Below are 23,467 nucleotides of genomic sequence, written 5' to 3'. Positions count from 1 at the left end.
TAAAAGGGTTGAGATGATCTTGAATCAACAGTAGCAATCGCACTATACCGTTTCCATAATAGATGGTCAGGTCCCGGGTGATAGGGTACGAAAATGGTCTGTGCAGCGTGAATAGTTGGCGGATGTTTTAGCCTCGTTGTACTTAAATTTAGTTGGGGGGAATGTATCTTGAAAGCTTATCCTACGGATAAAATCAGAAATGTAGCTTTGCTTGGACACAGCAGCAACGGAAAAACCACTTTAACTGAAGCAATCCTCTTTGCAACAGGTGTTACTACAAGACAAGGAAAGGTAACTGACGGAAATACAGTATCTGACTTCGACAAACAGGAGATCGCAAGAAAGGTCTCTATCGGAACATCTGTTATCCCCATTGAGTGGGACAACTATAAATTCAATCTGCTTGACACTCCAGGATATTTCGACTTCGTAGGCGAGATGTACGGTGCCAAAAGGGCAAGTGAAGGCTCAATTCTTCTTGTTGACGTATCCTCAGGGATAGAGGTGGGCACGGAGAAAGCATGGAAAAATCTTGAAAAATATTCAACTCCAAGGATCGTCTTCGTAAACAAGATGGACAAGGAGAATATAAACTTTGAAAAATTGCTGGAGGATCTGAAATCAGAGCTGGGCGAGAAGATCATACCATTTGCTCTTCCAATCGGATTGTCAAACGATTTCAGGGGCTTCGTTAGCGTTATAGATGGAAAAGCGTATGAATACAACGGGAAGGTAAGGAAAGAGATACCTGTCCCTGCAGACATGAAATCAGCGGTGGAGGAAATCAGGGAAAGCCTGATGGAAAAAATTGCTGAATCAGACGAGGAACTCATGGAGAAGTACTTCGAGGGCGAGGAGTTCACTCCTGAAGAGGTTGAAAAGGGAATAAAGGCATCGGTTGCATCTGGAGACCTGGCACCATTGGTGGTTGGATCAGCTGAGAAAACGATCGGCGCTGACTTCCTACTTGAAATGATCCGGAAATACATTCCATCTCCTGCAGACGTAGGGACCTTCAAGGGAACCAAGGACGACAAGGAGATAATCAGAAAGGTCGATGTCAGCGAACCGTTCTCAGCAGTAGTTTTCAAGACTATCGTTGACCCGTTCGTAGGCAAGCTGACTTTGTTTAAGGTCGTTTCAGGCAAGATAACAAAGGATACAGAGGTATTCAACTCTACCAAGGATAAAACTGAGAAGCTGGGCGGCTTGTTCCTTCTAAGAGGAAAGAACCAGCTTGAGGTTACTGAGATCCAGGCAGGGGACATTGGAGCGACGTCAAAGCTCAACTATACCCAGACAGGAGATACCCTTTGCGATAAGGGTAACCAAACACTTTACGATACGATAAGCTATCCGCAGCCCACACTTTTCATGGCAGTTGAGCCAAAGAACAAGGGCGACGAGGAAAAGATCGGTACATCCCTCAATAAGCTTATGGATGAGGATCCAACATTCGTCATTGAAAGAAATACAGAGACCAAGCAGCTTCTTATCGGCGGGCAGGGAAACATGCAGCTTGCTGTTATAGTCGACAAGCTTAAGCAAAACTTTGGGGTAGATGTACTTCTTAAGAGCCCTAAGATCGCATACAGAGAGACAATCAAGGGAACTGCTTCCGTTCAGGGCAAGCATAAGAAGCAATCAGGCGGAGCTGGTCAGTATGGAGACGTTCATATAAGGTTTGAGCCGTGCGAAGAAGAATTCGTTTTTGCTGAAGAGATCTTCGGAGGTTCTGTCCCAAGAAACTTCTGGCCTGCAGTTGAGAAGGGCTTGAGGGAATCGCTTGAGCATGGTATTCTTGCCGGATGTCCTGTAGTTAACGTTAAGGCTACATTGTTTGACGGTTCATATCATGACGTTGACTCCAACGAGATGGCGTTTAAATTGGCTGCTCAGCTTGCATTCAAGAAGGGTATGGAGGCTGCAAAGCCAGTTCTTCTGGAGCCGATCGTAAAGGTTGACATAGTTATCCCTGAAGCATACATGGGAGATGTTATGGGCGATATGAATAAAAGAAGGGGAAGGATCCTTGGAATGGAGCAGCAGGCTGACGGTTCACAAAAGATAACTGCCGAGGCACCTCATTCTGAGATGTTTGAGTATGCAATAGACTTAAGAGCCATGACTCAGGCAAGAGGAAGCTTCACAATGGAATTCACAAGGTACGAGGAAGTTCCTGCGATGATTGCAGAAAAGATCATAAACGAATACAAGGCTGAAAGAGAGAATCATTAATGTCTGTCTGCCCGGCTGATCAAATCAGTCGGGCTTTTATATGGTTTACAAAAGCTTATTGTGTGGTATAATTAAGTTGACAAGTAACAGGGAGGAATCCTCTCGTTGAACTGTCAAACGATAAAGGCAAACCTGGCGAAAGCCAGGGACGCAAAGCTATAGGGCCTGAAATGGCAGCCAGCTACCGAAAGGAGAGTTTAGTGTGCGGGGTAGATCTATTTGCCTTCTGTTGGTATTTGTCTTTTTATTTGGGTTTTCGACAAGCTCCTTTGGAGACGCATCATATGATATAATCGCATCTGGAAAAGGCACTGCAATGATAGAAAGTGCTCTGTATGGTCCGGATATGAGAATAATGGTTGAAAAGAGCGGCGAAAACTACGTTTATCCCCTGACAAGAGCAGGAGAAGCCATTCCATTGCAGCTGGGGGAAGGCTTATACACCATAAAGATACTAAAGAATATTGAAGGAAACAGATATCAGGTTATAGGTACTGAGAGTGTCCATTCCATTGGAGATCCTTCATATATTGAATCGGCACAGCCTGTTTACTGGAGCGGTTCCTTGAAGCTGACTGAGCTTTCAAACGCATTGAGGCTAAGTGAGAAGACTGACACTGAAAAGCTCAGTGCGGTGTATTCCTATATAACCGGAAACATTAGCTACGACTTTGATAAGATCAACACACTGAAAGCGGATTATATTCCTAATATAGACGATACAATCGATTCCGGGAAGGGTATATGTTACGACTACGCAGCTTTATTTGCAGGACTGATGCGTCTTAATGGTATCCCAACAAAGCTTGTGAAGGGCTATAGGATCGACCTTGCTGCGTATCACGCCTGGAACGAGGTCCTTATAGACGGTAAATGGCACTTGATAGATACAACCTACGATGCAGCCTATAAGAGTGCAGGCATAGAACGGGAAATGCTTCAGGATCCAGTCGATTATACAAAAACTAAAGAGTATTAAAATAACGCTGAATAAGCGTTATTTTTTAGGGTAAAAGACAAAGAAAGTCAAAGTCAGGAAGGAGTTGATCATATGGCTGGACTCAGCAACAACATTGAAAGCTTTATCAAGGAGCTGTTGGAGCAGGCTGACGGCATTATTGAGATACAGAGGAATGAACTGGCCAACTATTTTGATTGTGCACCATCTCAGATCAATTATGTTTTGAGTACGAGATTCAGCCCATATAAAGGATACTATATCGAGAGTAGAAGAGGCGGCGGTGGGTATATTAAGATAGTAAAAGTAAGGCTTCAGGATGACCTCAACATCAACAACATACTGAAGAACATCCTTGGAGATTCAATAACTGAGCATAAGGCTAATGAGATCATAACAGCACTTAATGAGGAAGGCATAATAAATAAGAAAGAGGCGGAAATTGTACGTGCTGCTATAAGCGATCGTGCATTCGACTGCGATGCAAGGAGCAAGAATGCCATAAGGGCTTCTGTCTTGAGGAATATACTACTGGTGCTTATAGATTAAATAAGGAGAATGGTCATGCTTTGCGAATCGTGTAAAAAAAGAGAAGCAAGAGTGCATTATACGGGAGTAATAAATGGATTAGTTGAGGAGCACCATCTTTGTGAGATATGTGCAGCAGGTATCCAGGACCAGATAGGAGGTAAATTTCCGCTTCACAAGCTTTTTGAGGGATTAGCAATAAATACCAGATGCCCCGAATGCGGGTTGAGCTATGAGAAGTTCAAGGCAACGGGCAAGCTTGGATGCGCAAAATGCTATGAGGCATTTGGAAATGAGCTTAAAGGCGTGATCAAGGGTATACATGGACACACTCAGCATAGGGGAAAGATGCCGAAAAGAGGTTTCCCGAGATTGAAGCTGAAAAAGGATATCGAGGAGCTGACCCGACAGCTGGAGCAGGCTGTCTCGGCTGAGGAGTATGAAAAAGCAGCTGTCATCAGAGATGAGATAAAGAGGGTCAGGGAACAGCTGGAGCTTAAGGACAGAGGTGAGAGCAATGACTAAGTGGCTTTCAGACGCCGATTACAATGATGTTGTTGTAAGCACCAGAATAAGGGTAGCAAGGAACCTTAGGGAGCATCCATTTCCAATATATGCCGACCAGCAGGAGGCAAGAAAGGTTCTTGAAATAGTGAGGGATGCTATCGACAGCTCCTTTGAGGAGGGCAGCTACAGGCATTTTGAAATGTCGTCCCTGGAACCCAGAGAAAGAATGAGACTTATGGAGGAGCATCTGATCAGCCCCGTATTGGTAGAGCAGTCTGAGAAGAGTGGTTTTTCCGTAAGAGAAGATGAGAAGGTAACGATAATGGTCAACGAGGAGGATCACATAAGGCTTCAGACTCTTTTGCCGGGCTTGGCTCTTGCTGAAGGGTGGGGGCTTTGCTCCCAGGTTGACGACGCTCTTGAGGATAAACTGGATTATGCCTTTGATGGAGAATACGGATATCTGACGGCTTGTCCCACAAATACCGGAACAGGACTGAGAGCATCTGTAATGCTCCATATGCCTGCTGTATCCATAACAGGACACATCGGGGGAATAATAGATGCTTTGAAGAAGATAGGTCTTACCATAAGAGGGATATATGGCGAGGGTACTGAGGCTGTAGGCCACCTGTATCAGGTTTCCAATCAACTCACCCTTGGTGAGACTGAGGAGGAGATTCTGGAGAAGCTTGAGCGTGTGGTCCATCAGCTTATCACGAGAGAAAGGAATACGAGGCTGTTCCTGCTTGATAAAAAGAATCTGGAGTTTCAGGACAGAGTTTACAGGGCTCTTGGTGCATTGCGATATGCAAGGACCATCTCCTCCCGTGAGGCTATGGAGCTAATATCTGTGATCAAGCTTGGGTGTGATGTATCTTTGCTGGAGGGCTATAACGGCAGCGATTTGATAAGGGAAATGATAGAGATAAAGGCAGGAAGCATACAGAGCGGCTACGGAAGAGCGATGAGCCAGGCTGAAAGAGACATGCTCAGGGCTGAGCTGCTTAGAGAATACTTTAATTAGTGGAGGTAACGTATGGGAATGTTTGGAAGATTTACAGAGAGAGCTCAAAAATCAATAATGCTTGCTCAGGAGGAAGCTAAGAAATTCAATCACAACTATGTGGGAACTGAGCACCTGCTATTGGGACTTATGGCTGAGGAGCAGGGTATTGCTGCAGTAACCCTTAAGGAAATGGGAGTGACTCTTGAAAAGGCAAGGAAAGAGGTTTACGATATCGTCGGAATGGGCCCTGAAAGCGTTGAGATTGTAGGGATGACTCCAAGAACAAAGAAAATATTTGAGCTGGCGTTCGGCGAGGCCAGGAACTTCGGGCACAATTATGTAAGCACAGAGCATCTTCTTCTGGGTCTTATAGCTGAAGGTGAGGGCATAGCTACTGCTATACTTAAGAGGCTTGGAGTAGACCCCGCAAAGCTTGCCCAGGAGGTAGCCAAGAGGATGACTGAGACTACAGCAAAGCAGCAAACCCCGAACAATGAGAAAAAACAGGCGACAAACCTTGAAAAATACAGCATAGATCTCAATAAGATGGCTCAAAATGGAGAGATCGACCCGGTAATAGGAAGAACCAGGGAAATCGAAAGAGTCATTCAGGTCCTTAGCAGAAGGACAAAGAATAATCCTGTGCTCATAGGTGAGCCCGGAGTTGGAAAGACAGCGATCGCTGAAGGCTTAGCCCAGAAGATCGTGGAGGGGGATGTGCCTGAGATAATCAAAGACAAGAGGATAGTGACCCTTGATCTTCCTGGGATGGTAGCAGGAGCGAAGTACAGGGGCGAATTTGAGGAAAGACTGAAATCAGTTATGAAGGAGCTCAAGGAACAGGGAGATGTAATCCTATTTATTGACGAGATGCATACCATAGTCGGAGCTGGGGCAGCTGAAGGAGCTATCGATGCATCCAATATACTGAAGCCCACTCTTGCAAGAGGAGAGCTCCAGATAGTTGGGGCAACTACAATCGATGAGTACAGAAAGCATATTGAAAAGGATTCAGCCCTGGAAAGAAGGCTTCAGCCAATAATAGTTGAAGAGCCCTCGGTAAGCGACACCATAAAGATACTACAGGGCCTGAGAGACAGGTATGAGGCACACCACGGCGTAAAAATAACGGATGACGCTCTGGAAGCGGCGGCAGAGCTTTCCCACAGATACATTACAGACAGATTTCTTCCTGACAAGGCCATAGACCTAATAGATGAGGCTGCCTCAAAGCTGAGGGTAAATAACTACGTCGCACCGACAGAGCTAAAGAAGCTTGAGGAGAGACTGGAGGAGCTGCAGCACGAAAAGGACGAAGCAATAAACACTCAGAACTTTGAAAAGGCGGCAAGGATAAGGGATGAAGAGAAAACCACCAAGGAGATGATTGAGAAAAATAAGCTGAAGTGGCAAAGACTTAAGCAGGAGACAAGTCTTGTCATCGGGTATGATCAGGTAGCTGAGATTGTTTCAAGCTGGACGGGAGTGCCTGTCAGCAGGATGACAACTGAGGAAAGCGAAAGGCTGCTGAAGCTGGAAGAGCTGCTCCACAAGAAGGTCGTTGGTCAGGAGCAGGCGGTCAGGTCTATATCTGCAGCTGTCAGAAGAGCGAGGGTAGGACTTAAGGATCCGAAAAAACCGATTGGAAGCTTTATCTTCGTTGGACCTACGGGAGTTGGAAAGACTTATCTTGCCAAGGCACTTGCGGAGGCTTTGTTCGGTGATGAGGACGCCATGATAAGGATAGATATGAGCGAGTACATGGAGAAGCACTCCGTTTCAAGACTTGTTGGTTCTCCTCCCGGATACGTAGGCTACGACGAAGGAGGTCAGCTGACTGAGGCTGTAAGGAGAAAGCCATATTCTGTGATACTGTTTGATGAAATAGAGAAAGCTCATCCCGATGTATTCAACATGCTGCTCCAGATACTTGATGATGGAAGACTTACTGATTCCAAGGGGAAAACAGTGGATTTCAAGAACACTGTAATAATAATGACCTCCAATGCCGGAGCCACATCTCTCAAGAAGCAGAATGTGCTCGGATTTGCTGCAACCTCCGATGCCGAGGTGGAGGAATACGAGAGAATGAAGGGAATAATCACCGAGGAGCTTAAGGGGACCTTCAGACCTGAGTTTCTCAACAGGCTGGATGAGGTCATCGTATTCCATAGTCTGAAGGAAGAACAGATAATGGAAATAGTGGAGATAATGGTGAAGGATCTGGAAACCAGGATGAGCAAGGTAGGGGTCAATATTTCAATATCGGATGAGACGAAGAAATATATCGCCAAGCAGGGCTTTGATTCTGTATTTGGAGCCAGACCTCTTGAGAGAACCATCAGAAAGATGATCGAGGATCAGCTGGCAGAGGAGATATTAAAGGGAAGCGTTTCAAGAGATGAGGAAATTGTGGCAGACTACGACGGGGAGAAGCTTAAGTTTACAAAGAGACAACATTGATCGGAGAGTGAATGCCTTTGGCTAAGACCGTTAAAATCAATAGATGCAAGGTATGTGGATATGAGATGGTTGGATACATGGGGAAGTGCCCTGAATGCGGTGCCTTTGGATCCTTTGAGGAGCTTTCAAGGTCACCGGAGGGCCCAACCTCAGAACGGAGGCCAAGGGCTGATATAACAAGACTAAAGCAGATAAAGACCTCCAACAGCGAGCGGATCAAAACCTCTTTGGAGGAGTTCGACAGGGTCATGGGCGGAGGCATAGTCAGGGATTCCATTACTATACTGACCGCAAAGCCCGGGGCAGGGAAATCGACACTTCTCCTTCAGGTGGCAAATGACCTTGCGGCAAAGGGCATAAAGGCACTATATGCAACAGGGGAGGAATCAACCTCGCAGGTAAAGGCAAGAGCTGACAGGATACTGAAAAATATAAGCGACGATCTGTTTATTGTATCTGACAACAGCATGGATTCAGTACTCGGGGTCATAGACCAGGTAGATCCTGACTTTGTGATAGTCGACAGCATCCAAACCTTCGTGCTGGAATCATTTCCCGGTTCAAGAGCCGGGTCGCCGACACAGACGATGGAATGTGCCTATGAGCTTGTCAAGGTAGCTAAAAGCTCAAATAAGCCGAGGATGATTTTCGTGGTGGGGCAGATGACCAAGGAGGATGAGCTGGCTGGAGTAAGAGCTCTGGAGCATCTTGTTGATACAGTGCTTGTGATTGAGGGAGACACCAGCGAGGAGCTGAGGACTCTTTTTTCAACCAAGAACAGGTATGGATCTACAGGGGAGATGGGTTTTTTCAATATGACAGAGGAAGGCTTGCTTTCAATAGACAACCCGTCTGAGTACTTTATGACAAGGAGAAGTGAAGGCAGCCAGGTGTCAGGGAGTGCTCTTACTGTAGTAAAGGAAGGAACGAGGCCAATAATTCTTGAGGTCGAATCACTTGTTTCTCACTCCTTTACACCTTATCCCTCGAGGATCGGGGAAGCGCTTAAGAGAGAACAGCTTAATACACTGATATCCATTTTGGAACAAAGGGGAGGAATGCCTCTCTATGACAAGAATGTCGTTATAAAGACGACAGGCGGGATAAAATTAAAGGAGCAATCTTCTAACCTGGCAGTGATCATGAGTATCGTCTCATCGGTGAAAGGGCAGGCAATTCCCTCGGGGACTGTATTTCTGGCCGATGTAGGCCTGACGGGCGAGATAAAAAAGATCCCATCACTGGATGGAAGACTTAGAGAGGCTGATCGCATGGGTATGACAACTGCATTCGTTCCCTTTGATGCCTCTGTGAAATCCAAGTTTGAGAATCTAAGTGTAAAGAGAGTCAGAAATCTGAAGGAAGTAATAAATACCACGCTAAAATAAAACGCAAGAGGCTTGACCTCTTGCGTTATTTCATTCCGTATATTCCCAGGGTTTTAGTTCTGTCCAGTTCCTTAGCGATAGTTCCTGAAAGATCAAAGTCCAGGGTGTTGGCCAATGAAGCCAGGAAGAACATATATGCTCCTATTTCCTGCTCCAGTATCTCCTTGCAGTTCGGGCATATCTCGCCAACAATATGTGAGTCCATCTTACCCAGCATATCGTTAAGCGAGGTCGAATTAAAGTCCTGCTTTTTTGCATTGATCTCTATACAGCCGCAGAAGGTAACGGATTTGGCGATTGCCCTGTTGATTCTGGCATTGTATTCATCCAGCTTGGTCATGATGTCCAGTATACTTCTGTGTCTGACCAATACCTCGGCCGCCTGCTCCTGCAATTCAGTTATCAGTCTTGCTTCGTTGTTACCCATATCCATCCTACCTCCTCTTTTTTCAGCCTCAGCTTAATTATACTTTTCCATTCCTTGCATTGTCAAACCCTTAATGATCTGCTCTATCCAACTACAGGTTTGGATGTGTATAAGCGGTGAAAAAATAGTATTGACACTGTGAAATGTTCTGTGATAATATATTAGCTTTACATAATCGCCACCTTGCGCTATAATTTAAAAGTAAAGTTATTTGAGGAGGGGATCACATGTTTCAAATTGGAGATAGGATAGTGTATCCAATGCATGGAGCAGGGATAATTGAAGATATTGAGATAAAGGAAATACTTGGCGAAAGACGTGAATATTTCATAATTCGTATGCCGATAGGTGACATGAAGGTCATGGTACCGGTTTCTAATGTTGATGATGTGGGAGTCAGATATATTATTGATAAGGAAGAAATCGAAGGTGTTATGGATATCCTTAAAGGACGCAGAAGCACCATGCCTCAGAATTGGAACAGACGCTACAGGATGAACATGGACAGGATCAAAACCGGAGACATAGAGGAGATAGCTGCTGTAGTAAGAAATTTAACCATACTTGACGATAAGAAGGGATTGTCAACTGGTGAAAGAAAAATGCTGGGCAATGCAAGACAGATGCTTTTAAGTGAACTTGTTCTGGCATCCGGAACGGCTATGACTGAAGTCGAGAAGCTGGTCCATGATGCAATCATGGAATCAGAGAACATAGATGAATAAATTTTATGGTAATTGTACTGAAAACGAAGTATAATAATATGTGTTGTTTATTGGAGGTGAGTGTATGGTCAAAAGGATTTTAAGAATATTGATTGGATTATTTGGAATGCTGATAGGATATCTGGCTTACAATCTTATCCGGGAATTTCAGCTATTCAATCTTACAGGAGCAACTGAGTTTGCCGTGATCCTACTATTTATTTTTACCTTTGGAATTATATTTTTTATTTTTTCTTCCTGGATCATGAAAAAAGGGCAAAACATAGCTAGGCTGATAGAAACGGAGATTCAGAAATTCTCGATTCAGAACATAGCTCTGGGAGCTATTGGACTGATCATAGGGCTTGTCATAGCATATCTTCTGAGTCAGCCCCTATACAGGATCAGCATCCCTTATGTGGGAGTCATAGCATCTATAGTTCTCTACGGATTATTCGGTTATCTTGGAATAAAGATACCGACCAAGAATATAGATGATATTTCCAATACTCTGGGGAATTTTGCAGGTAATGTGGCAAGCGGAAGAAAAAGCTCAAAGGACAAGGCAAAGGCTGGCAGATCCTGTCCAAAGATACTTGACACAAGCGTAATAATCGACGGCAGGATAGCAGACATAGTCAAGACTGGCTTTATAGAAGGACCTCTGGTAATACCGGAATTCGTACTGGCAGAGCTTCAGCATATCGCAGATTCATCTGACGGACTTAAGAGAAACAGAGGAAGAAGAGGTCTTGATATTCTGAACAGGATCCAAAACGAACTGGATACTGAAATCATAATCCACGACAAGAAATTTGACGATATCGCCGAGGTGGACTCTAAGCTTCTAAAGCTGACTCAAATGCTAAAGGGCAAGATAATCACCAACGACTATAACCTGAATAAGGTTGCCGAGGTTCAGAGAATAGAAGTCCTCAATATCAATGAGCTTGCAAATGCAGTGAAGCCGGTGGTTCTCCCTGGTGAGGAAATGGTAGTACAGGTTGTTAAGGATGGAAAGGAATCCGGTCAGGGTCTTGCATATCTTGACGATGGTACAATGATCGTAGTAGAGAGCGGGAAAAGGTATATTGGTGAAACCATTGATGTAATAGTTACATCTGTACTTCAAACATCTGCAGGCAGAATGATCTTCGCAAAGCCAAAGGTTTTGTATGACAAAGTAGTCTAAGGCTATTACCTTATCAGTATACGGGGTGAAGGAATGTATAAGGGTAATTACGTATCGGTAATAATAGCAGCTGCTGGAATGAGCAACAGGATGGGAAGCAAGATAAACAAGCAATTTATAGTAATAGACAACAAGCCCATACTGGCTCATACCATTGAAAAGTTTGAGCAGTGCAGATATATAGATGAGATAATCGTGGTAACAAAGGAGAATGAGGTTGATTACTGCCGCAAGGAGATCGTAAGAAGGTATGGCTTCAAGAAGGTCTCAAACATTATCAAGGGTGGCAAGGAAAGACAGGATTCTGTATACAATGGGATCATGGCTCTGAATGAGAAGGCGGATATAGTACTGACGCACGATGGTGCACGTCCATTTGTAAGACAGGAATCCATCCTAAAGGGGATAAAGGGTGCCTATGAGCTTGGAGCCTGTGTTATCGGCGTTCCCCTGAAGGATACTATAAAGGTAGTTGATGACAGCGATATTGTGCACCATACTCCGAAGAGGTCACTGCTGTGGGCAGCTCAGACTCCACAATGCTTTAAGACAAAGCTTTTGAAGGAGGGCTATGAGTATGCCTTCTCAGAGGGCATACTTGGAACTGATGACAGCTCTCTTGTTGAGAAGAAAGGCTACCCTGTAACGATGCTTATGGGGAGCTACGATAATATAAAGATCACCACGCCGGAGGATCTGGTAGTTGCAGAGCTTATAGCTGCGGGCAAATATACCGGTGCAATAAATTCTGAAAGCCTATAGGAGGAGTAAATGAGGATAGGTATAGGATACGACGTGCATCAGCTGGTTGAGGGTAGAAAGCTTATTCTGGGCGGAGTTGAGATCGAGCACGAGAAGGGCTTATTGGGACACTCGGATGCGGATGTCCTGGTCCACAGCCTGATGGATGCAATATTGGGTGCGATGGCTGAGGGTGACATCGGGAAGCATTTCCCCGACACTGACCAAAGCTATAAGGATATATCAAGCCTTATTCTCCTTGGAAGAGTAAAGGATATAATGCGCTCCAGGGGATACAGATTGGTGAATGCCGATTGTGTCGTAGCTGCGCAAAGGCCAAAGCTTGCACCTCATATTGACAAGATGAGGGTAAATATTGCTGAAGTGCTTGAAACCTCGCCTGATAACATAGGTATCAAAGCCACCACCACCGAGTGGCTCGGATTTGAGGGAAGAGAGGAAGGTATATCAGCTCAGGCAGTTTGCCTGATAGAAAAAATGGATTGACAACAAAGGTTCATTTGTGTAAACTAATCAATATTGACGAAGAAGGGGAATAGTAGCGGTTTTCATGGTCTAAGAGAGGAGATCCGAGGCTGAAAAGATCTCTGGCCCGCTGTATCGCAAACCCGTCCCGGAGTATCTGGAGCACCAGACGCAAGGCAGCGTTATAGCCATAAAGTGAACCAATGTGGTTTATAAGAGTGGTACCGCGGAATCGACCCTTCGTCTCTTGCTGAGACGAGGGGTTTTTGTAAGCTTAAAACTATACCAACGAGGTGAATCGAATGAGAATGTCAAAGATGTATATGCCAACCCTTAGAGAGGTGCCTTCAGAGGCCGAAATACCAAGTCATCAGCTGCTCCTTAGGGCAGGCATGATAAGAAAGCTTGTAAGCGGAGTGTATTCCTATCTGCCATTGGGCTACAGGACCATCAGAAAGGTGGAGCAGGTTGTAAGAGAGGAAATGGACAGAGCAGGCTCCCAGGAGCTCCTAATGTCTGCTATCCAGCCAAGAGAGCTTTGGGAGGCATCTGGAAGATGGGCAAATTTCGGACCTGAGATGTGGAGACTGAAGGACAGGAACGACAGAGAGTTTTGTCTGGGGCCTACACATGAGGAATACTTTACTGATCTTGTAAAGGATGAAATCAGATCCTACAAGCAGCTGCCCTTGAATCTTTATCAGATCCAGACGAAGTACAGGGATGAAAAAAGGCCAAGATTCGGTCTAATGAGGTGTCGTGAGTTCATAATGAAGGATGCCTACAGCTTTGACATTGATGATGACGGCATGAGGGAAGCATATCAAAAGATGTGGGACGCCTATGATGCAATCTTTACAAGATTAAAGCTGGATTACAAGGTGGTTCAGGGAGACACTGGTGCCATGGGCGGGAAGATATCCCACGAATTCATGGCCATGAGTGACGTTGGAGAGGGAGTTGTCGCCTATTGCGATCATTGCGACTTTGCGGCTACGGATGAAAAGTCTGCAGTGGTTTACAAAACTCGGGAACACAGCAGGGAACAACTTCAGATGGAAAGAGTCAAGACACCTGAGGTAAAGACTATAGACGCGCTTGTGGAATTTTTTGGAACTGAGAAATACGTGTTTGGTAAGTCGCTTGTATACTCAGTGCAGGGCAATCCTGTAGTTGTTATGGTACCTGGAGACAGAGAGCTTAATGAGACAAAGCTGGCGAATTTCCTTGGAGCTGCAGGACATGAGATTGAAATGGCTGACGAGGATATGATAATAGCAATAACTGGAGCGAACAAAGGTTTTACAGGCCCTGTTGGATTAAAGGAGGGTACAAGACTCATTGTTGACAAGAGAGTGACCGAAATAGCCAATCTTGTGGTCGGAGGCAATGAAACCGACTACCATTTGAAGAACGTGAACTTCGGAAGAGATTTTACCGGAGAGGTTGCGGATGATCTTCTGATGGTGGTTGAAGGGGACAGCTGCCCCGTCTGCGGAGAACCACTTAGGCTGGCAAGAGGGATAGAGGTAGGGAACATATTCCAGTTGGGTACCAAGTACAGCACAAGTCTTGGGGCAACCTTCCTTGATGTGAATGGCAAGGAAAAACCCTTTGTTATGGGAAGCTACGGAGTTGGAATCTCAAGGACTGTTGCTGCGATAGTTGAGCAATACCATGACGAGAAGGGTATCAACTGGCCGCTTGTTGCCGCTCCTTACCATGCGATCATAACCGTAGTAAACTCCAGAAATGAGGAGCAAGCCGAGCTTGGAGAAAAACTTTACTCAATGCTGACGTCGTTTGGTGTTGAAACGCTTCTCGACGACAGGAACGAGAGAGTGGGGGTCAAGTTCAACGACAGAGATCTTATCGGTGTGCCTGTACAAATAACTGTTGGCAAGAAAGCAGCAGAGGGAGTAATCGAATTTTCTCTTAGAAGCAGTGACAACAAGGAAGAAATCACTGTTGATAAGTTGAAGGGCAGAATTGAAGGAGTATTTGCAGAAGCAGGACTAAAGTTATAAAATCAAGAGTAGATTTATAGATGATTATCAGGAGGTGCAGTAAATGAGTGAGATCAGAGTGAGATTTGCCCCCAGCCCTACCGGATATCTTCATATCGGTGGACTCAGGACAGCTCTTTACAATTATCTGTTTGCCAAAAGAAATGGCGGCAAATTTGTATTAAGGATAGAGGATACTGACCAGACCAGGTTTGTTGAAGGAGCTATAGAGAATCTTATCCATTCTCTGGAATGGGCTGGAATAAAGTACGATGAAGGAGTGTTCATTGAGGATGGACATATTGTGGAAAGAGGAGAATACGGTCCATATGTCCAGTCAAAAAGACTTCCAATCTACAGGAAGTATGTCGATGAGCTTCTTGAAAAAGGACACGCCTACTACTGCTTCTGCTCAAAGGACAGGCTGGAGGCGGTAAGGGAAGAGCAGAAAATCAAGGGCATGGTACCAAAGTACGACGGCTTCTGCAGGAATATTCCTCTTGAGGATGCAAGGAAGAGAGTAGCGGCAGGGGAGGAGCACGTCGTAAGACTGAAGCTCCCTTACAACAGGGACATACACTTCCATGATTTAGTGAGAGGCGACATAACCATTAACACCAATGACATAGACGATCAGGTTCTATTGAAATCAGACGGGTACCCGACATACCATATGGCTGTAGTAGTCGATGACCAGCTGATGGGGATAACCCATATAGTAAGGGGCGAGGAGTGGCTGCCTTCAACTCCCAAGCATATTTATCTTTACGAGGCCTTCGGATGGGAAAAACCGACCTATGTTCACCTGCCTACTGTCCTTAATAAGGAAAGGAAGAAACTGTCAAAGAGACACGGAGATGTTTCTGTGGATGACTTCAGAACTAAGGGCTACCTGCCTGAAGGGCTTGTGAATTACCTTGCATTGGTTGGCTGGAGTCCTGAGGACAATGAGGAGATCCTTTCCATGGAGGATATGGTCGAAAGATTTTCCTTCGAAAGAGTATCCAAGACCGGCGGGATATTTGACAAGGATAAGCTGGATTGGGTCAACGGACACTATATAAGGAGCAAGTCCGTAGAGGAGATCAGCGCACTAAGTGTTCCGTATCTTGTTGAAGCTGGATTTATAGATGATGTGTTCGTCAATGAAAATGAAGAATGGCTGAATATCCTTATAGACACCGTACGGGAAGGGATGTCTACACTTTCGGAATTGCCTGAGAAGGTGGATTTCATATTCAAGGATAAGCTTCAAATAGAGGAGGAGGCTTATGCAGAGCATCTTGAAAATGAAAATGCCAAGGTCCTTATGCAGGCTATCAAGGCTGAGCTTGAAAAGATAGATATGATCGATATGGAATATGCCAAGGGCTTTATGAAGCTAATTCAGGGGGCGACAGGCATTAAGGGGAAAAACCTCTTCATGCCTGTAAGGGTAGCTCTCACTGGAAGCGTTCATGGTCCTGAGCTTGTCAATGTGCTGTACCTTCTTGGCAAAGACAGGATAATATCAAGGGCAGACGCCATACTCAACAGGTAGGCGCCTATTGAAATAAGCATCTCAATCGTGTAGAATGGATTTGATAGCAGGAGATGCTTTAACAACGAATACTTAAAAATCGTCTCCGTAATCAGAGACGATTTTTGCATTAAATAAGATCAGGAGGTAAGCATATGAAGCTGTACAATTCACTAACCAGAAGAAAAGAAGAATTCGTGCCTGTGGTAGAAGGTCAGGTATCCATGTACAATTGCGGACCTACTGTCTATAACTTTATCCATGTTGGGAATGCAAGACCGCTGGTTGTATTCGACACATTGCGAAGGTTTTTCATATACAGAGGCTACGACGTTAAATTCGTAGTCAACTTTACGGATATCGATGACAAGCTGATCAATAAGGCCAATGAGGAGAATATAACCGTCAAGGAGGTAGCAGACAGATATATAGCTGCCTTTAAGGAGGACGCACAGGGACTAAATATCTACGATTACAATACCGTGCATCCAAAAGCAACTGACTACATCTCCCAAATGGTCCAGTTTATCGCTGAGCTGGAGAAAAAGGGTGCCGCCTATGCAGTAGACGGCAATGTTTACTTCAGCATAGAAAGCGCAAAGGATTATGGAAAGCTTAGCAAAAAAAACATTGATGAGCTGCAAAGCGGTGCCAGGATCGAGGTAAATGAGGACAAGAGAAATCCTCTGGATTTTGTTCTGTGGAAGAAGGAAAAGCCCGGCGAGCCATCATGGGACAGCCCGTGGGGCAAGGGAAGACCAGGCTGGCATATTGAGTGCTCGGTTATGGCAAAGGCGCTGTTGGGCGAGACGATCGACATCCATTCAGGCGGAGAGGATCTTCAGTTTCCTCACCACGAGAACGAGATCGCCCAGTCGGAGACGCTTTCAGGAAAGCCATTTGCCAACTATTGGCTTCACAACGGGATGCTTTTTGTTGACAATCAGAAGATGTCCAAATCCCTTGGGAATTTCTTTACAATAAAGGAGATCCACCAGGAATACGACCTTGAGGTTTTAAGATTCTTCCTGCTTTCAGCACATTACAGATCACCGATAAATTTCAGCAGAGAGGTTATGGATCAGAATAAGAATGGCCTTGAGAGACTTTACAATGCAAAGAAGCACCTGGAATATTGCCTTGAAAGAGCAGGTAAGGAAGATTCGGAACTTGATAAGGAGTTCGCTTTAAAAGTGGATTCATTCAGAGACAGCTTTATTGCCAGCATGGAGGATGACCTTAATACTGCAGATGCTGTCGCTTCGGTATTTGACCTTGTGAAGTTCACAAATTCAGAGGTTGACGAGACCACAGGCTATAAGGAGACTGAGTACGCTCTGAATACCCTCATGGAGCTGGCAAAGGTCCTTGGGATACTGTCAAAGCAGGATGAGCTTCCCGATGATGAGATCATAAAGCTTATCGAGGAGAGAACGGCAGCCAGGGCAAACAAGGATTTTAAGAAATCGGATGAGATCAGGGATATCCTTAAGGAGAGAGGCATAATCCTTGAGGATACAAAAGATGGTGTAAAATGGAAAAGAGCATAGAGCTTGATGATTTGAACATATTCAGACGAATGAACCAGTCACTTAGCAGAGAGGATGTGGAGATGCTTTCACCCCTTCAGCTGGCTTATATCGGAGATGCAGTCTACGAGCTATTTGTTAGAACTGTTATCCTTAACAGGGATCAAAACGCAAAGCTTCTCCATAAAAAGGCTACTGGCTACGTCAGTGCAGCCTCACAGGCAGAGTTGGTCCACAGCCTCGACGATAAGCTGGACAACAGAGAGAGAGAGATGGTCAGGAAGGGCAGGAATGCAAAGACCAACACTTCGCCAAAAAACGCTGAGTTGATCGATTATAAATATGCCACAGGCTTCGAGTGTCTCATGGGCTATCTCTACCTTTCAGGGAGAGATGAGAGGCTGATGGAGCTGTTTGAAGACATTAAGAAGATCAAAGGATAGGAGGAGGCCCCATGAAGGTACAGTTGCTAAGATATACTCCTGATGGCGAGAAGCTTGTAGCCTCTGCTGCAAAGCTGTGCTACTCTCCGGTGGGAATCGATGAGATAGAGCAGGGACAGGATGAGGAGAGAGTCCATAACTTTCTTGACCTTTTAATGGACCTGGGACACGAAAGCCCCATAGAGCATGTGAGCTTCACATTTGGAATAGAGGGGGTTTCCAGGACCCTTACCCATCAGCTGGTAAGACACAGGATAGCCAGTTATTCCCAGCAATCACAAAGATATGTACGACTTGATCAGTTTGAATACATCATCCCCCCAAGCATAGAAAAAAATCCTGAAGCCAGGGAGCTGTTCATAAAGACAATGGAGGCTGACCAGGCAGCATATGATAAGCTTGTTGAAGTGCTCTTTGCGGAGCATTATGATGCTTACCTTGCTCAGGGCAGAAAGGAAAAGGACGCCAAGCAAAGAGCTGAAAAGGATGCCATCGAGGATGCGAGATATGTTTTTCCCAATGCCTGCGAGACGAAGATAGTAGTTACTATGAATGCAAGGAGCCTCTTAAACTTCTTTGCGTTAAGAACCTGCAACAGAGCACAGTGGGAGATAAGAAGACTTGGGATTGAGATGCTCAGAGAGGTAAAGAAGGTGTATCCTACCCTGTTTAAGAATGCGGGCCCAGGCTGTGTGAACGGCCCATGTCCTGAGGGAGCCATGACCTGTGGCAAAATAGTGGAAGTAAGAGAATTTTTTGAAGATATGAATAGAGAGGCTCAAAGATAGCCTTTGGAGGAGAATAATATATGAATGAAATGTATGTTGCAGGCAGGAATCCCGTACTTGAGCTTTTGAAATCAGAGAAGCAGATAGACAAGCTTTATGTTCTTAAGGGAGAACTGAAGGGCTCGATAACAAAGATCATTGGCATCGCTAAGGACAGGAAGATAGTAGTCCAGCAGGTGGACAAGAAAAAATTGGATTCAATGGCTCAGGGGAACGCACACCAGGGGGTAGTGGCTCTTGTCACAGGGTTTGTATATTCGTCTGTGGATGAGATACTGTCTAAAGCAAAGGCAAGGGGAGAAAAGCCCTTTGTAGTTGTACTGGACGGGGTCGAGGACACTCATAATCTGGGAGCTATCATAAGAACTGCTGAGTGCGCTGGAGTTCATGGAGTAATAATCCCCAAGAGAAGATCGGCAATGGTAAATCAGACTGTATACAAAAGCTCTGCAGGAGCGGTTGAGCATATGAAGATTGCCCAGGTCAACAATATAGTTCAGACGATGGATGAGCTGAAGGCAAAGGGACTATGGCTCTACGGTGCCGATGCTGAGGCTGAGAAGTCCTACTCGGATACTGAGATGACCGGCTCAATAGGAATTGTCATCGGTGGCGAGGGCAAGGGTCTCTCAAGGTTGGTCAAGGATAAGTGCGATGTTCTTGTGAGCATTCCAATGAAGGGGAAAATATCCTCGTTGAACGCATCCAATGCGGCTTCCATTTTGATCTATGAGGCAGTGAGACAATCTCATGGCAGGGAATAGCAAGAACAGTGAGATGCTTGTAGTTGACGGCTACAACATCATAAATTCCTGGGACAGACTTAAAGAAGTTGCAGCGGTCGACTTTGAGCAGGCAAGGCTTGAGCTATTGGAGATACTCTCTGAGTACCACCATTATTCTGGAATAGAAACCATTGTAGTTTTCGATGCTCACCTGGTAAAGGGAAGCATACGTAAGGAAGAGGAGTACAAAGGCATAACGGTTGTTTATACAAAGGAAAATGAGCTTGCAGACCATTATATCGAGAAAATGCTCGATGAGCTTGGACGAATAAAAAGGATAAGAGTCGCAACCTCGGACAGAACGGAGCAGGAGATAATACTTTCCCGGGGCGGGACCAGACTTTCTGCCAGAGAGCTGGAGGCAGAGATCGATGACGAGATGAGGCTTGTTGCAAAAAAAAGGAAAAAGATAAATATGAAGAACGATATCCAATTGGGCAGACTCGCTGACAGAGTCCACCACAAGCTGAAAGATTGGGATAAATAGTTATTATGACTTGATTGCTGGAGGAGTGGAAATGAGCATTGACAGAACAGTATCCGAACCACAGGAGAATCTGGATACAAAGACAGACGAACAAATCGTTGCCATAGCAAATGATGGCAGCATTTCTGCGCTTGAGCACCTCATATACAAGTACAAGGATTTCGTGAAGATCAAGGCACACTCCTATTATATTGTAGGAGCTGACAGGGATGACATCGTGCAGGAGGGTATGATAGGACTCTACAAGGCTATCCGAACCTATGACATGGATAAGGCATCATCTTTTAAGAGCTTTGCGGATATTTGCATTACAAGACAAATGATCACGGCGATCAAATCGGCAACAAGACAAAAGCATATACCCTTGAATACCTACGTCTCCCTTAGCAAGCCAGCCTATGGCGAGGGGAGTTCAAGTGCTATGGAGACTGTAGGCTCAGGCAGGTCGACCGATCCCATGGAGCTTATAATTGGAAAGGAATCGATGGACAGCATTGAGCAAAAGCTGTTTGGACTATTGACTTCACTTGAAAGGGAGGTACTCCAATCCTATGTGGAGGGCAGAAGCTATGAGGAGATAGCGACGAACTTGAACCGTAGGGTAAAGAGCATCGACAACGCGCTTCAAAGGGTAAAAAGGAAAATCGAAAGATACCTTATAATTGGAGAATGAGTATTGACAAGGCTATGGTTCAATAGTAAAATAACATACTGTAAGCCCACGTAGCTCAGGAGGTAGAGCACTTGCATGGTAAGCAAGAGGTCACCGGTTCAAGTCCGGTCGTGGGCTCCATATAAAATTAGAAACACCCGGATAAGTTTTCTTAGGAAGAATATTATTAAGGGAGGATCAAGAAATGGGTAAGCAAAAATTTGAAAGAACGAAACCCCACGTTAACGTAGGAACAATAGGCCACGTTGACCACGGTAAAACCACACTGACAGCAGCGATAACATTAGTGTTGAACAAGAGATTCGGAACAGGTGAATTCATCGACTACGCACATATAGACAAGGCACCTGAGGAGAGAGAAAGAGGAATCACCATATCTACATCCCACGTAGAGTATGAGACAGCAAACAGACACTACGCACACGTAGACTGCCCAGGCCATGCTGACTATGTAAAGAACATGATCACCGGAGCAGCACAGATGGACGGAGCAATCCTTGTAGTATCGGCAGCAGACGGCCCAATGCCACAAACAAGAGAGCACATCCTACTGTCAAGGCAGGTAGGAGTACCTAAGATAGTAGTATTCCTTAACAAGGAAGACATGGTAGACGACCCTGAGCTAATCGAGCTTGTAGAGATGGAAGTAAGAGAGCTTCTGACAGAGTACGAATTCGATGGCGACAACACACCGATCGTAGCAGGATCAGCATTGAAGGCACTTGAGGATCCAATGGGACCATGGGGAGACAAGATAGTTAAGCTAATGGAAGAAGTAGACACATACATTCCACAGCCACAAAGAGAGATAGACAAGCCATTCCTGATGCCAGTAGAGGACGTATTTTCAATCACAGGAAGAGGAACAGTAGCAACAGGCAGAGTAGAAAGAGGAGTAGTAAAGACCGGCGACAACGTAGAGATAGTAGGTCTAACAGAAGAGTCCAGAACAGTAGTAGTAACCGGAGTAGAGATGTTCAGGAAGCTTCTTGACGAGGCACAGGCAGGAGACAACATAGGGGTGCTTCTAAGAGGAGTACAAAGAACTGAGATCGAAAGAGGCCAGGTACTTGCAAAGCCGAAGTCAATAAAGCCCCATACAAAGTTTGACTCAGAGGTATTCGTACTGAGCAAGGAAGAGGGCGGAAGACATACCCCATTCTTCAACGGCTACAGACCACAGTTCTACTTCAGGACAACAGACGTAACAGGCAATATCAAGCTTGAAGAAGGCGTAGAGATGGTAATGCCGGGAGACAACGCAAGATTTTCGATCGAGCTTATCACACCGATCGCGATGGAAGAGGGATTGAGATTCGCGATAAGAGAAGGCGGAAGAACAGTAGGAGCAGGCGTTGTAACTAAGGTTTACGAATAATTTATAAAAGACTGGGTCTTTTGACCTGGTCTTTTTAATGATTCCCGCAGGCTCAAACGGGTCAATAAATTTATTGACAGCATTTTTTATTTATGATAGGTTATATTAGTAGTCTTAAAATAATGGGATATTGTGCCCTGATACTTTTATTGACATAGAATTTCGGAATCGGGAAAGGGTAGGAGGTGTGATAAATGAGAGACAGAGTCACATTGGCGTGCACTGAGTGCAAGCAAAGAAATTACATCACTAAGAAGAACAAGAAAAACACGACTGAAAGAATTGAGCTTAAAAAATACTGCAAGTTCTGCAAGACACACACTGCTCACAAGGAAACAAAATAATAACTCAAAGTAAGGATGTGAAACAATGGCGGCAGGAACTGAAACTGTTAAATTCAAGGATAAAATAGCCACTTACTTCAGAGGGGTCAAGTTTGAGCTAAAGAAAGTTCTTTGGCCAAATAAAAAAGAGCTAATCAACTACACAGGTGTAGTATTATTTATCAGTGTCCTTACAGCGCTGGTAGTATATGTTCTGGATCTTGGAATAGGCGGTATTTTATCACTTATTATTTCTTAAATACAAGGGAGGGAAGGGCCTGTATAGGTCCTGTGCATTATGACGGACAAAGAATTAAGTAGGGAAGAAAGAGCCAAACAAGCAAAATGGTATGTAGTCCACACTTATTCTGGTCATGAAAACAAAGTGAAGGCCAACCTTGAAAAAATGGTGGAAAACAGAGGGATGAGGGATGATATATTCGAAGTGGCGGTGCCTACGGAAGAGTATATAGAAACCAAGTCTGGGAAGAAGAAGCTGAAGGAAAGAAAAATGTTCCCAGGCTACGTTCTCGTCAAAATGATAATAAATGACGAATCCTGGTATCTAGTAAGGAACACCAGGGGAGTGACCGGATTTGTCGGACCTTCGTCAAAGCCCGTACCTCTATCCGATTCAGAAGTAAGAGCACTGGGAGTTCAGGAAAAGGTAGTAATGCCTTTGGTCGACTTCAAGTCCAAGGATGTTGTGAAGGTTATCACTGGTCCTTTCGAAAACTTTATCGGAACCATCGACACCATCAGCATGGAGAAGCGCAAGGCAAAGGTCTATGTTTCCATGTTCGGGAGGGAGACATTGGTGGAGCTTGAATTTGATCAGATAGAAAAAATGTAATCGGTTTATAAGCAATATTGCTTTATAAATAGGAAGTGCAGT

At 44.9% G+C, this 23,467-nt stretch carries 24 protein-coding genes, 1 tRNA gene and 1 riboswitch; of the genes, 24 read left to right on the top strand and 1 reads right to left on the bottom strand.

Annotation, left to right across the window (positions count from 1 at the left end):
* Positions 1-168: 168 nt before the first annotated feature.
* From fusA to radA, 7 genes are all read left to right on the top strand, one after another.
* The gene (fusA, locus tag EC328_RS09045; RefSeq protein ID WP_128426489.1) at positions 169-2,238 is read left to right on the top strand and encodes an elongation factor G; all 2,070 of its coding nucleotides are present in this window, start codon (positions 169-171) and stop codon (positions 2,236-2,238) included.
* 115 nt (positions 2,239-2,353) lie between these two features.
* Positions 2,354-2,427: riboswitch (cyclic di-GMP riboswitch) on the top strand.
* Positions 2,428-2,440: 13 nt separating this feature from the next.
* Positions 2,441-3,217: a transglutaminase-like domain-containing protein gene (locus EC328_RS09040; RefSeq protein ID WP_128426488.1), complete on the top strand. Its 777-nt coding sequence runs from the start codon at positions 2,441-2,443 to the stop codon at positions 3,215-3,217.
* A 72-nt stretch (positions 3,218-3,289) separates the two neighbouring features.
* Positions 3,290-3,745, top strand: a complete 456-nt coding sequence (locus tag EC328_RS09035) for a CtsR family transcriptional regulator (RefSeq protein ID WP_128426487.1) — start codon at positions 3,290-3,292, stop codon at positions 3,743-3,745.
* Positions 3,746-3,760: 15 nt separating this feature from the next.
* Entirely contained in the window at positions 3,761-4,249 is a 489-nt protein-coding gene (locus EC328_RS09030) for a UvrB/UvrC motif-containing protein (RefSeq protein WP_164906085.1), read from the top strand.
* Positions 4,242-5,258 (top strand): protein arginine kinase, encoded by a 1,017-nt coding sequence (locus EC328_RS09025; protein WP_128426485.1) that lies wholly within the window; start codon positions 4,242-4,244, stop codon positions 5,256-5,258. The genes EC328_RS09030 and EC328_RS09025 overlap by 8 nt, the downstream gene beginning before the upstream one ends.
* Before the next feature lie 12 nt (positions 5,259-5,270).
* The gene (locus tag EC328_RS09020; protein WP_128426484.1) at positions 5,271-7,703 is read left to right on the top strand and encodes an ATP-dependent Clp protease ATP-binding subunit; all 2,433 of its coding nucleotides are present in this window, start codon (positions 5,271-5,273) and stop codon (positions 7,701-7,703) included.
* Between the two features lie 17 nt (positions 7,704-7,720).
* Positions 7,721-9,091 carry a DNA repair protein RadA gene (gene radA, locus EC328_RS09015; RefSeq protein ID WP_276318534.1) on the top strand — a complete coding sequence of 457 codons (1,371 nt, stop codon included), beginning with the start codon at positions 7,721-7,723 and terminating at the stop codon, positions 9,089-9,091.
* Positions 9,092-9,116: 25 nt separating this feature from the next.
* Here radA and EC328_RS09010 read toward each other — a convergent pair whose 3' ends face one another.
* Positions 9,117-9,518 (bottom strand): DUF1573 domain-containing protein, encoded by a 402-nt coding sequence (locus EC328_RS09010; protein WP_128426482.1) that lies wholly within the window; start codon positions 9,516-9,518, stop codon positions 9,117-9,119.
* Positions 9,519-9,745: 227 nt separating this feature from the next.
* Here EC328_RS09010 and EC328_RS09005 point away from each other — a divergent pair, with 227 nt between their 5' ends.
* The 17 genes from EC328_RS09005 to nusG all read left to right on the top strand — a co-directional run bounded on the left by EC328_RS09005 (position 9,746) and on the right by nusG (position 23,425).
* Positions 9,746-10,243 carry a CarD family transcriptional regulator gene (locus EC328_RS09005; protein ID WP_128426481.1) on the top strand — a complete coding sequence of 166 codons (498 nt, stop codon included), beginning with the start codon at positions 9,746-9,748 and terminating at the stop codon, positions 10,241-10,243.
* A gap of 64 nt (positions 10,244-10,307) precedes the next feature.
* The gene (locus EC328_RS09000; RefSeq protein WP_128426480.1) at positions 10,308-11,414 is read left to right on the top strand and encodes a PIN/TRAM domain-containing protein; all 1,107 of its coding nucleotides are present in this window, start codon (positions 10,308-10,310) and stop codon (positions 11,412-11,414) included.
* A 33-nt stretch (positions 11,415-11,447) separates the two neighbouring features.
* Positions 11,448-12,176: a 2-C-methyl-D-erythritol 4-phosphate cytidylyltransferase gene (gene ispD / locus EC328_RS11655; RefSeq protein WP_206363845.1), complete on the top strand. Its 729-nt coding sequence runs from the start codon at positions 11,448-11,450 to the stop codon at positions 12,174-12,176.
* Positions 12,177-12,185: 9 nt separating this feature from the next.
* Complete coding sequence (gene ispF / locus EC328_RS11650) at positions 12,186-12,662, top strand: 2-C-methyl-D-erythritol 2,4-cyclodiphosphate synthase (protein WP_206363844.1); 477 nt, start codon at positions 12,186-12,188, stop codon at positions 12,660-12,662.
* Between the two features lie 281 nt (positions 12,663-12,943).
* Positions 12,944-14,668 carry a proline--tRNA ligase gene (locus tag EC328_RS08990; RefSeq protein ID WP_128426479.1) on the top strand — a complete coding sequence of 575 codons (1,725 nt, stop codon included), beginning with the start codon at positions 12,944-12,946 and terminating at the stop codon, positions 14,666-14,668.
* Between the two features lie 43 nt (positions 14,669-14,711).
* Complete coding sequence (gene gltX, locus EC328_RS08985; RefSeq protein WP_128426478.1) at positions 14,712-16,187, top strand: glutamate--tRNA ligase; 1,476 nt, start codon at positions 14,712-14,714, stop codon at positions 16,185-16,187.
* A 134-nt stretch (positions 16,188-16,321) separates the two neighbouring features.
* Complete coding sequence (gene cysS, locus EC328_RS08980; protein WP_128426477.1) at positions 16,322-17,716, top strand: cysteine--tRNA ligase; 1,395 nt, start codon at positions 16,322-16,324, stop codon at positions 17,714-17,716.
* Entirely contained in the window at positions 17,701-18,138 is a 438-nt protein-coding gene (locus EC328_RS08975; protein WP_128426476.1) for a Mini-ribonuclease 3, read from the top strand. Before cysS ends, EC328_RS08975 begins: the two co-directional genes overlap by 16 nt.
* Before the next feature lie 11 nt (positions 18,139-18,149).
* Positions 18,150-18,926 (top strand): FAD-dependent thymidylate synthase, encoded by a 777-nt coding sequence (thyX, locus tag EC328_RS08970; protein WP_128426475.1) that lies wholly within the window; start codon positions 18,150-18,152, stop codon positions 18,924-18,926.
* Positions 18,927-18,946: 20 nt separating this feature from the next.
* Positions 18,947-19,690 carry a 23S rRNA (guanosine(2251)-2'-O)-methyltransferase RlmB gene (gene rlmB / locus EC328_RS08965; protein WP_128426474.1) on the top strand — a complete coding sequence of 248 codons (744 nt, stop codon included), beginning with the start codon at positions 18,947-18,949 and terminating at the stop codon, positions 19,688-19,690.
* Entirely contained in the window at positions 19,677-20,198 is a 522-nt protein-coding gene (locus EC328_RS08960) for an NYN domain-containing protein (RefSeq protein WP_128426473.1), read from the top strand. The genes rlmB and EC328_RS08960 overlap by 14 nt, the downstream gene beginning before the upstream one ends.
* Before the next feature lie 31 nt (positions 20,199-20,229).
* The gene (gene sigH, locus EC328_RS08955; protein WP_128426472.1) at positions 20,230-20,871 is read left to right on the top strand and encodes an RNA polymerase sporulation sigma factor SigH; all 642 of its coding nucleotides are present in this window, start codon (positions 20,230-20,232) and stop codon (positions 20,869-20,871) included.
* A gap of 44 nt (positions 20,872-20,915) precedes the next feature.
* A tRNA-Thr gene (locus EC328_RS08950) sits at positions 20,916-20,991 on the top strand.
* 64 nt (positions 20,992-21,055) lie between these two features.
* Positions 21,056-22,249 carry an elongation factor Tu gene (gene tuf, locus EC328_RS08945; protein WP_128426471.1) on the top strand — a complete coding sequence of 398 codons (1,194 nt, stop codon included), beginning with the start codon at positions 21,056-21,058 and terminating at the stop codon, positions 22,247-22,249.
* 194 nt (positions 22,250-22,443) lie between these two features.
* A complete protein-coding gene (gene rpmG, locus EC328_RS08940; RefSeq protein ID WP_128426470.1) occupies positions 22,444-22,593 on the top strand; it encodes a 50S ribosomal protein L33 in 150 nt (49 codons plus the stop codon).
* Positions 22,594-22,618: 25 nt separating this feature from the next.
* Entirely contained in the window at positions 22,619-22,831 is a 213-nt protein-coding gene (gene secE, locus EC328_RS08935) for a preprotein translocase subunit SecE (protein WP_128426469.1), read from the top strand.
* A gap of 39 nt (positions 22,832-22,870) precedes the next feature.
* On the top strand, positions 22,871-23,425 hold the full coding sequence (gene nusG / locus EC328_RS08930) for a transcription termination/antitermination protein NusG (RefSeq protein ID WP_128426468.1): 555 nt from the start codon (positions 22,871-22,873) through the stop codon (positions 23,423-23,425).
* Positions 23,426-23,467: the final 42 nt, after the last annotated feature.

It is taken from the genome of Gudongella oleilytica, assembly GCF_004101785.1.
In the GTDB taxonomy this organism is placed as follows: domain Bacteria; phylum Bacillota; class Clostridia; order Tissierellales; family Tissierellaceae; genus Gudongella; species Gudongella oleilytica.
This window is presented reverse-complemented; position numbering and strand designations above follow the sequence as displayed.

Excerpts from the sequence above, each read along its gene's own strand:
- EC328_RS09035 (WP_128426487.1), top strand. The coding sequence starts at position 3,290 with ATGGCTGGACTCAGCAACAACATTGAAAGCTTTATCAAGGAGCTGTTG.
- EC328_RS09030 (WP_164906085.1), top strand. The coding sequence starts at position 3,761 with ATGCTTTGCGAATCGTGTAAAAAAAGAGAAGCAAGAGTGCATTATACG.
- EC328_RS09025 (WP_128426485.1), top strand. The coding sequence starts at position 4,242 with ATGACTAAGTGGCTTTCAGACGCCGATTACAATGATGTTGTTGTAAGC.
- EC328_RS09020 (WP_128426484.1), top strand. The coding sequence starts at position 5,271 with ATGGGAATGTTTGGAAGATTTACAGAGAGAGCTCAAAAATCAATAATG.
- EC328_RS09010 (WP_128426482.1), bottom strand. The coding sequence starts at position 9,518 with ATGGGTAACAACGAAGCAAGACTGATAACTGAATTGCAGGAGCAGGCG.
- EC328_RS09005 (WP_128426481.1), top strand. The coding sequence starts at position 9,746 with ATGTTTCAAATTGGAGATAGGATAGTGTATCCAATGCATGGAGCAGGG.
- EC328_RS09000 (WP_128426480.1), top strand. The coding sequence starts at position 10,308 with ATGGTCAAAAGGATTTTAAGAATATTGATTGGATTATTTGGAATGCTG.
- ispD (WP_206363845.1), top strand. The coding sequence starts at position 11,448 with ATGTATAAGGGTAATTACGTATCGGTAATAATAGCAGCTGCTGGAATG.
- ispF (WP_206363844.1), top strand. The coding sequence starts at position 12,186 with ATGAGGATAGGTATAGGATACGACGTGCATCAGCTGGTTGAGGGTAGA.
- EC328_RS08990 (WP_128426479.1), top strand. The coding sequence starts at position 12,944 with ATGAGAATGTCAAAGATGTATATGCCAACCCTTAGAGAGGTGCCTTCA.
- gltX (WP_128426478.1), top strand. The coding sequence starts at position 14,712 with ATGAGTGAGATCAGAGTGAGATTTGCCCCCAGCCCTACCGGATATCTT.
- cysS (WP_128426477.1), top strand. The coding sequence starts at position 16,322 with ATGAAGCTGTACAATTCACTAACCAGAAGAAAAGAAGAATTCGTGCCT.
- EC328_RS08975 (WP_128426476.1), top strand. The coding sequence starts at position 17,701 with ATGGAAAAGAGCATAGAGCTTGATGATTTGAACATATTCAGACGAATG.
- thyX (WP_128426475.1), top strand. The coding sequence starts at position 18,150 with ATGAAGGTACAGTTGCTAAGATATACTCCTGATGGCGAGAAGCTTGTA.
- rlmB (WP_128426474.1), top strand. The coding sequence starts at position 18,947 with ATGAATGAAATGTATGTTGCAGGCAGGAATCCCGTACTTGAGCTTTTG.
- EC328_RS08960 (WP_128426473.1), top strand. The coding sequence starts at position 19,677 with ATGGCAGGGAATAGCAAGAACAGTGAGATGCTTGTAGTTGACGGCTAC.
- sigH (WP_128426472.1), top strand. The coding sequence starts at position 20,230 with ATGAGCATTGACAGAACAGTATCCGAACCACAGGAGAATCTGGATACA.
- tuf (WP_128426471.1), top strand. The coding sequence starts at position 21,056 with ATGGGTAAGCAAAAATTTGAAAGAACGAAACCCCACGTTAACGTAGGA.
- rpmG (WP_128426470.1), top strand. The coding sequence starts at position 22,444 with ATGAGAGACAGAGTCACATTGGCGTGCACTGAGTGCAAGCAAAGAAAT.
- secE (WP_128426469.1), top strand. The coding sequence starts at position 22,619 with ATGGCGGCAGGAACTGAAACTGTTAAATTCAAGGATAAAATAGCCACT.
- nusG (WP_128426468.1), top strand. The coding sequence starts at position 22,871 with ATGACGGACAAAGAATTAAGTAGGGAAGAAAGAGCCAAACAAGCAAAA.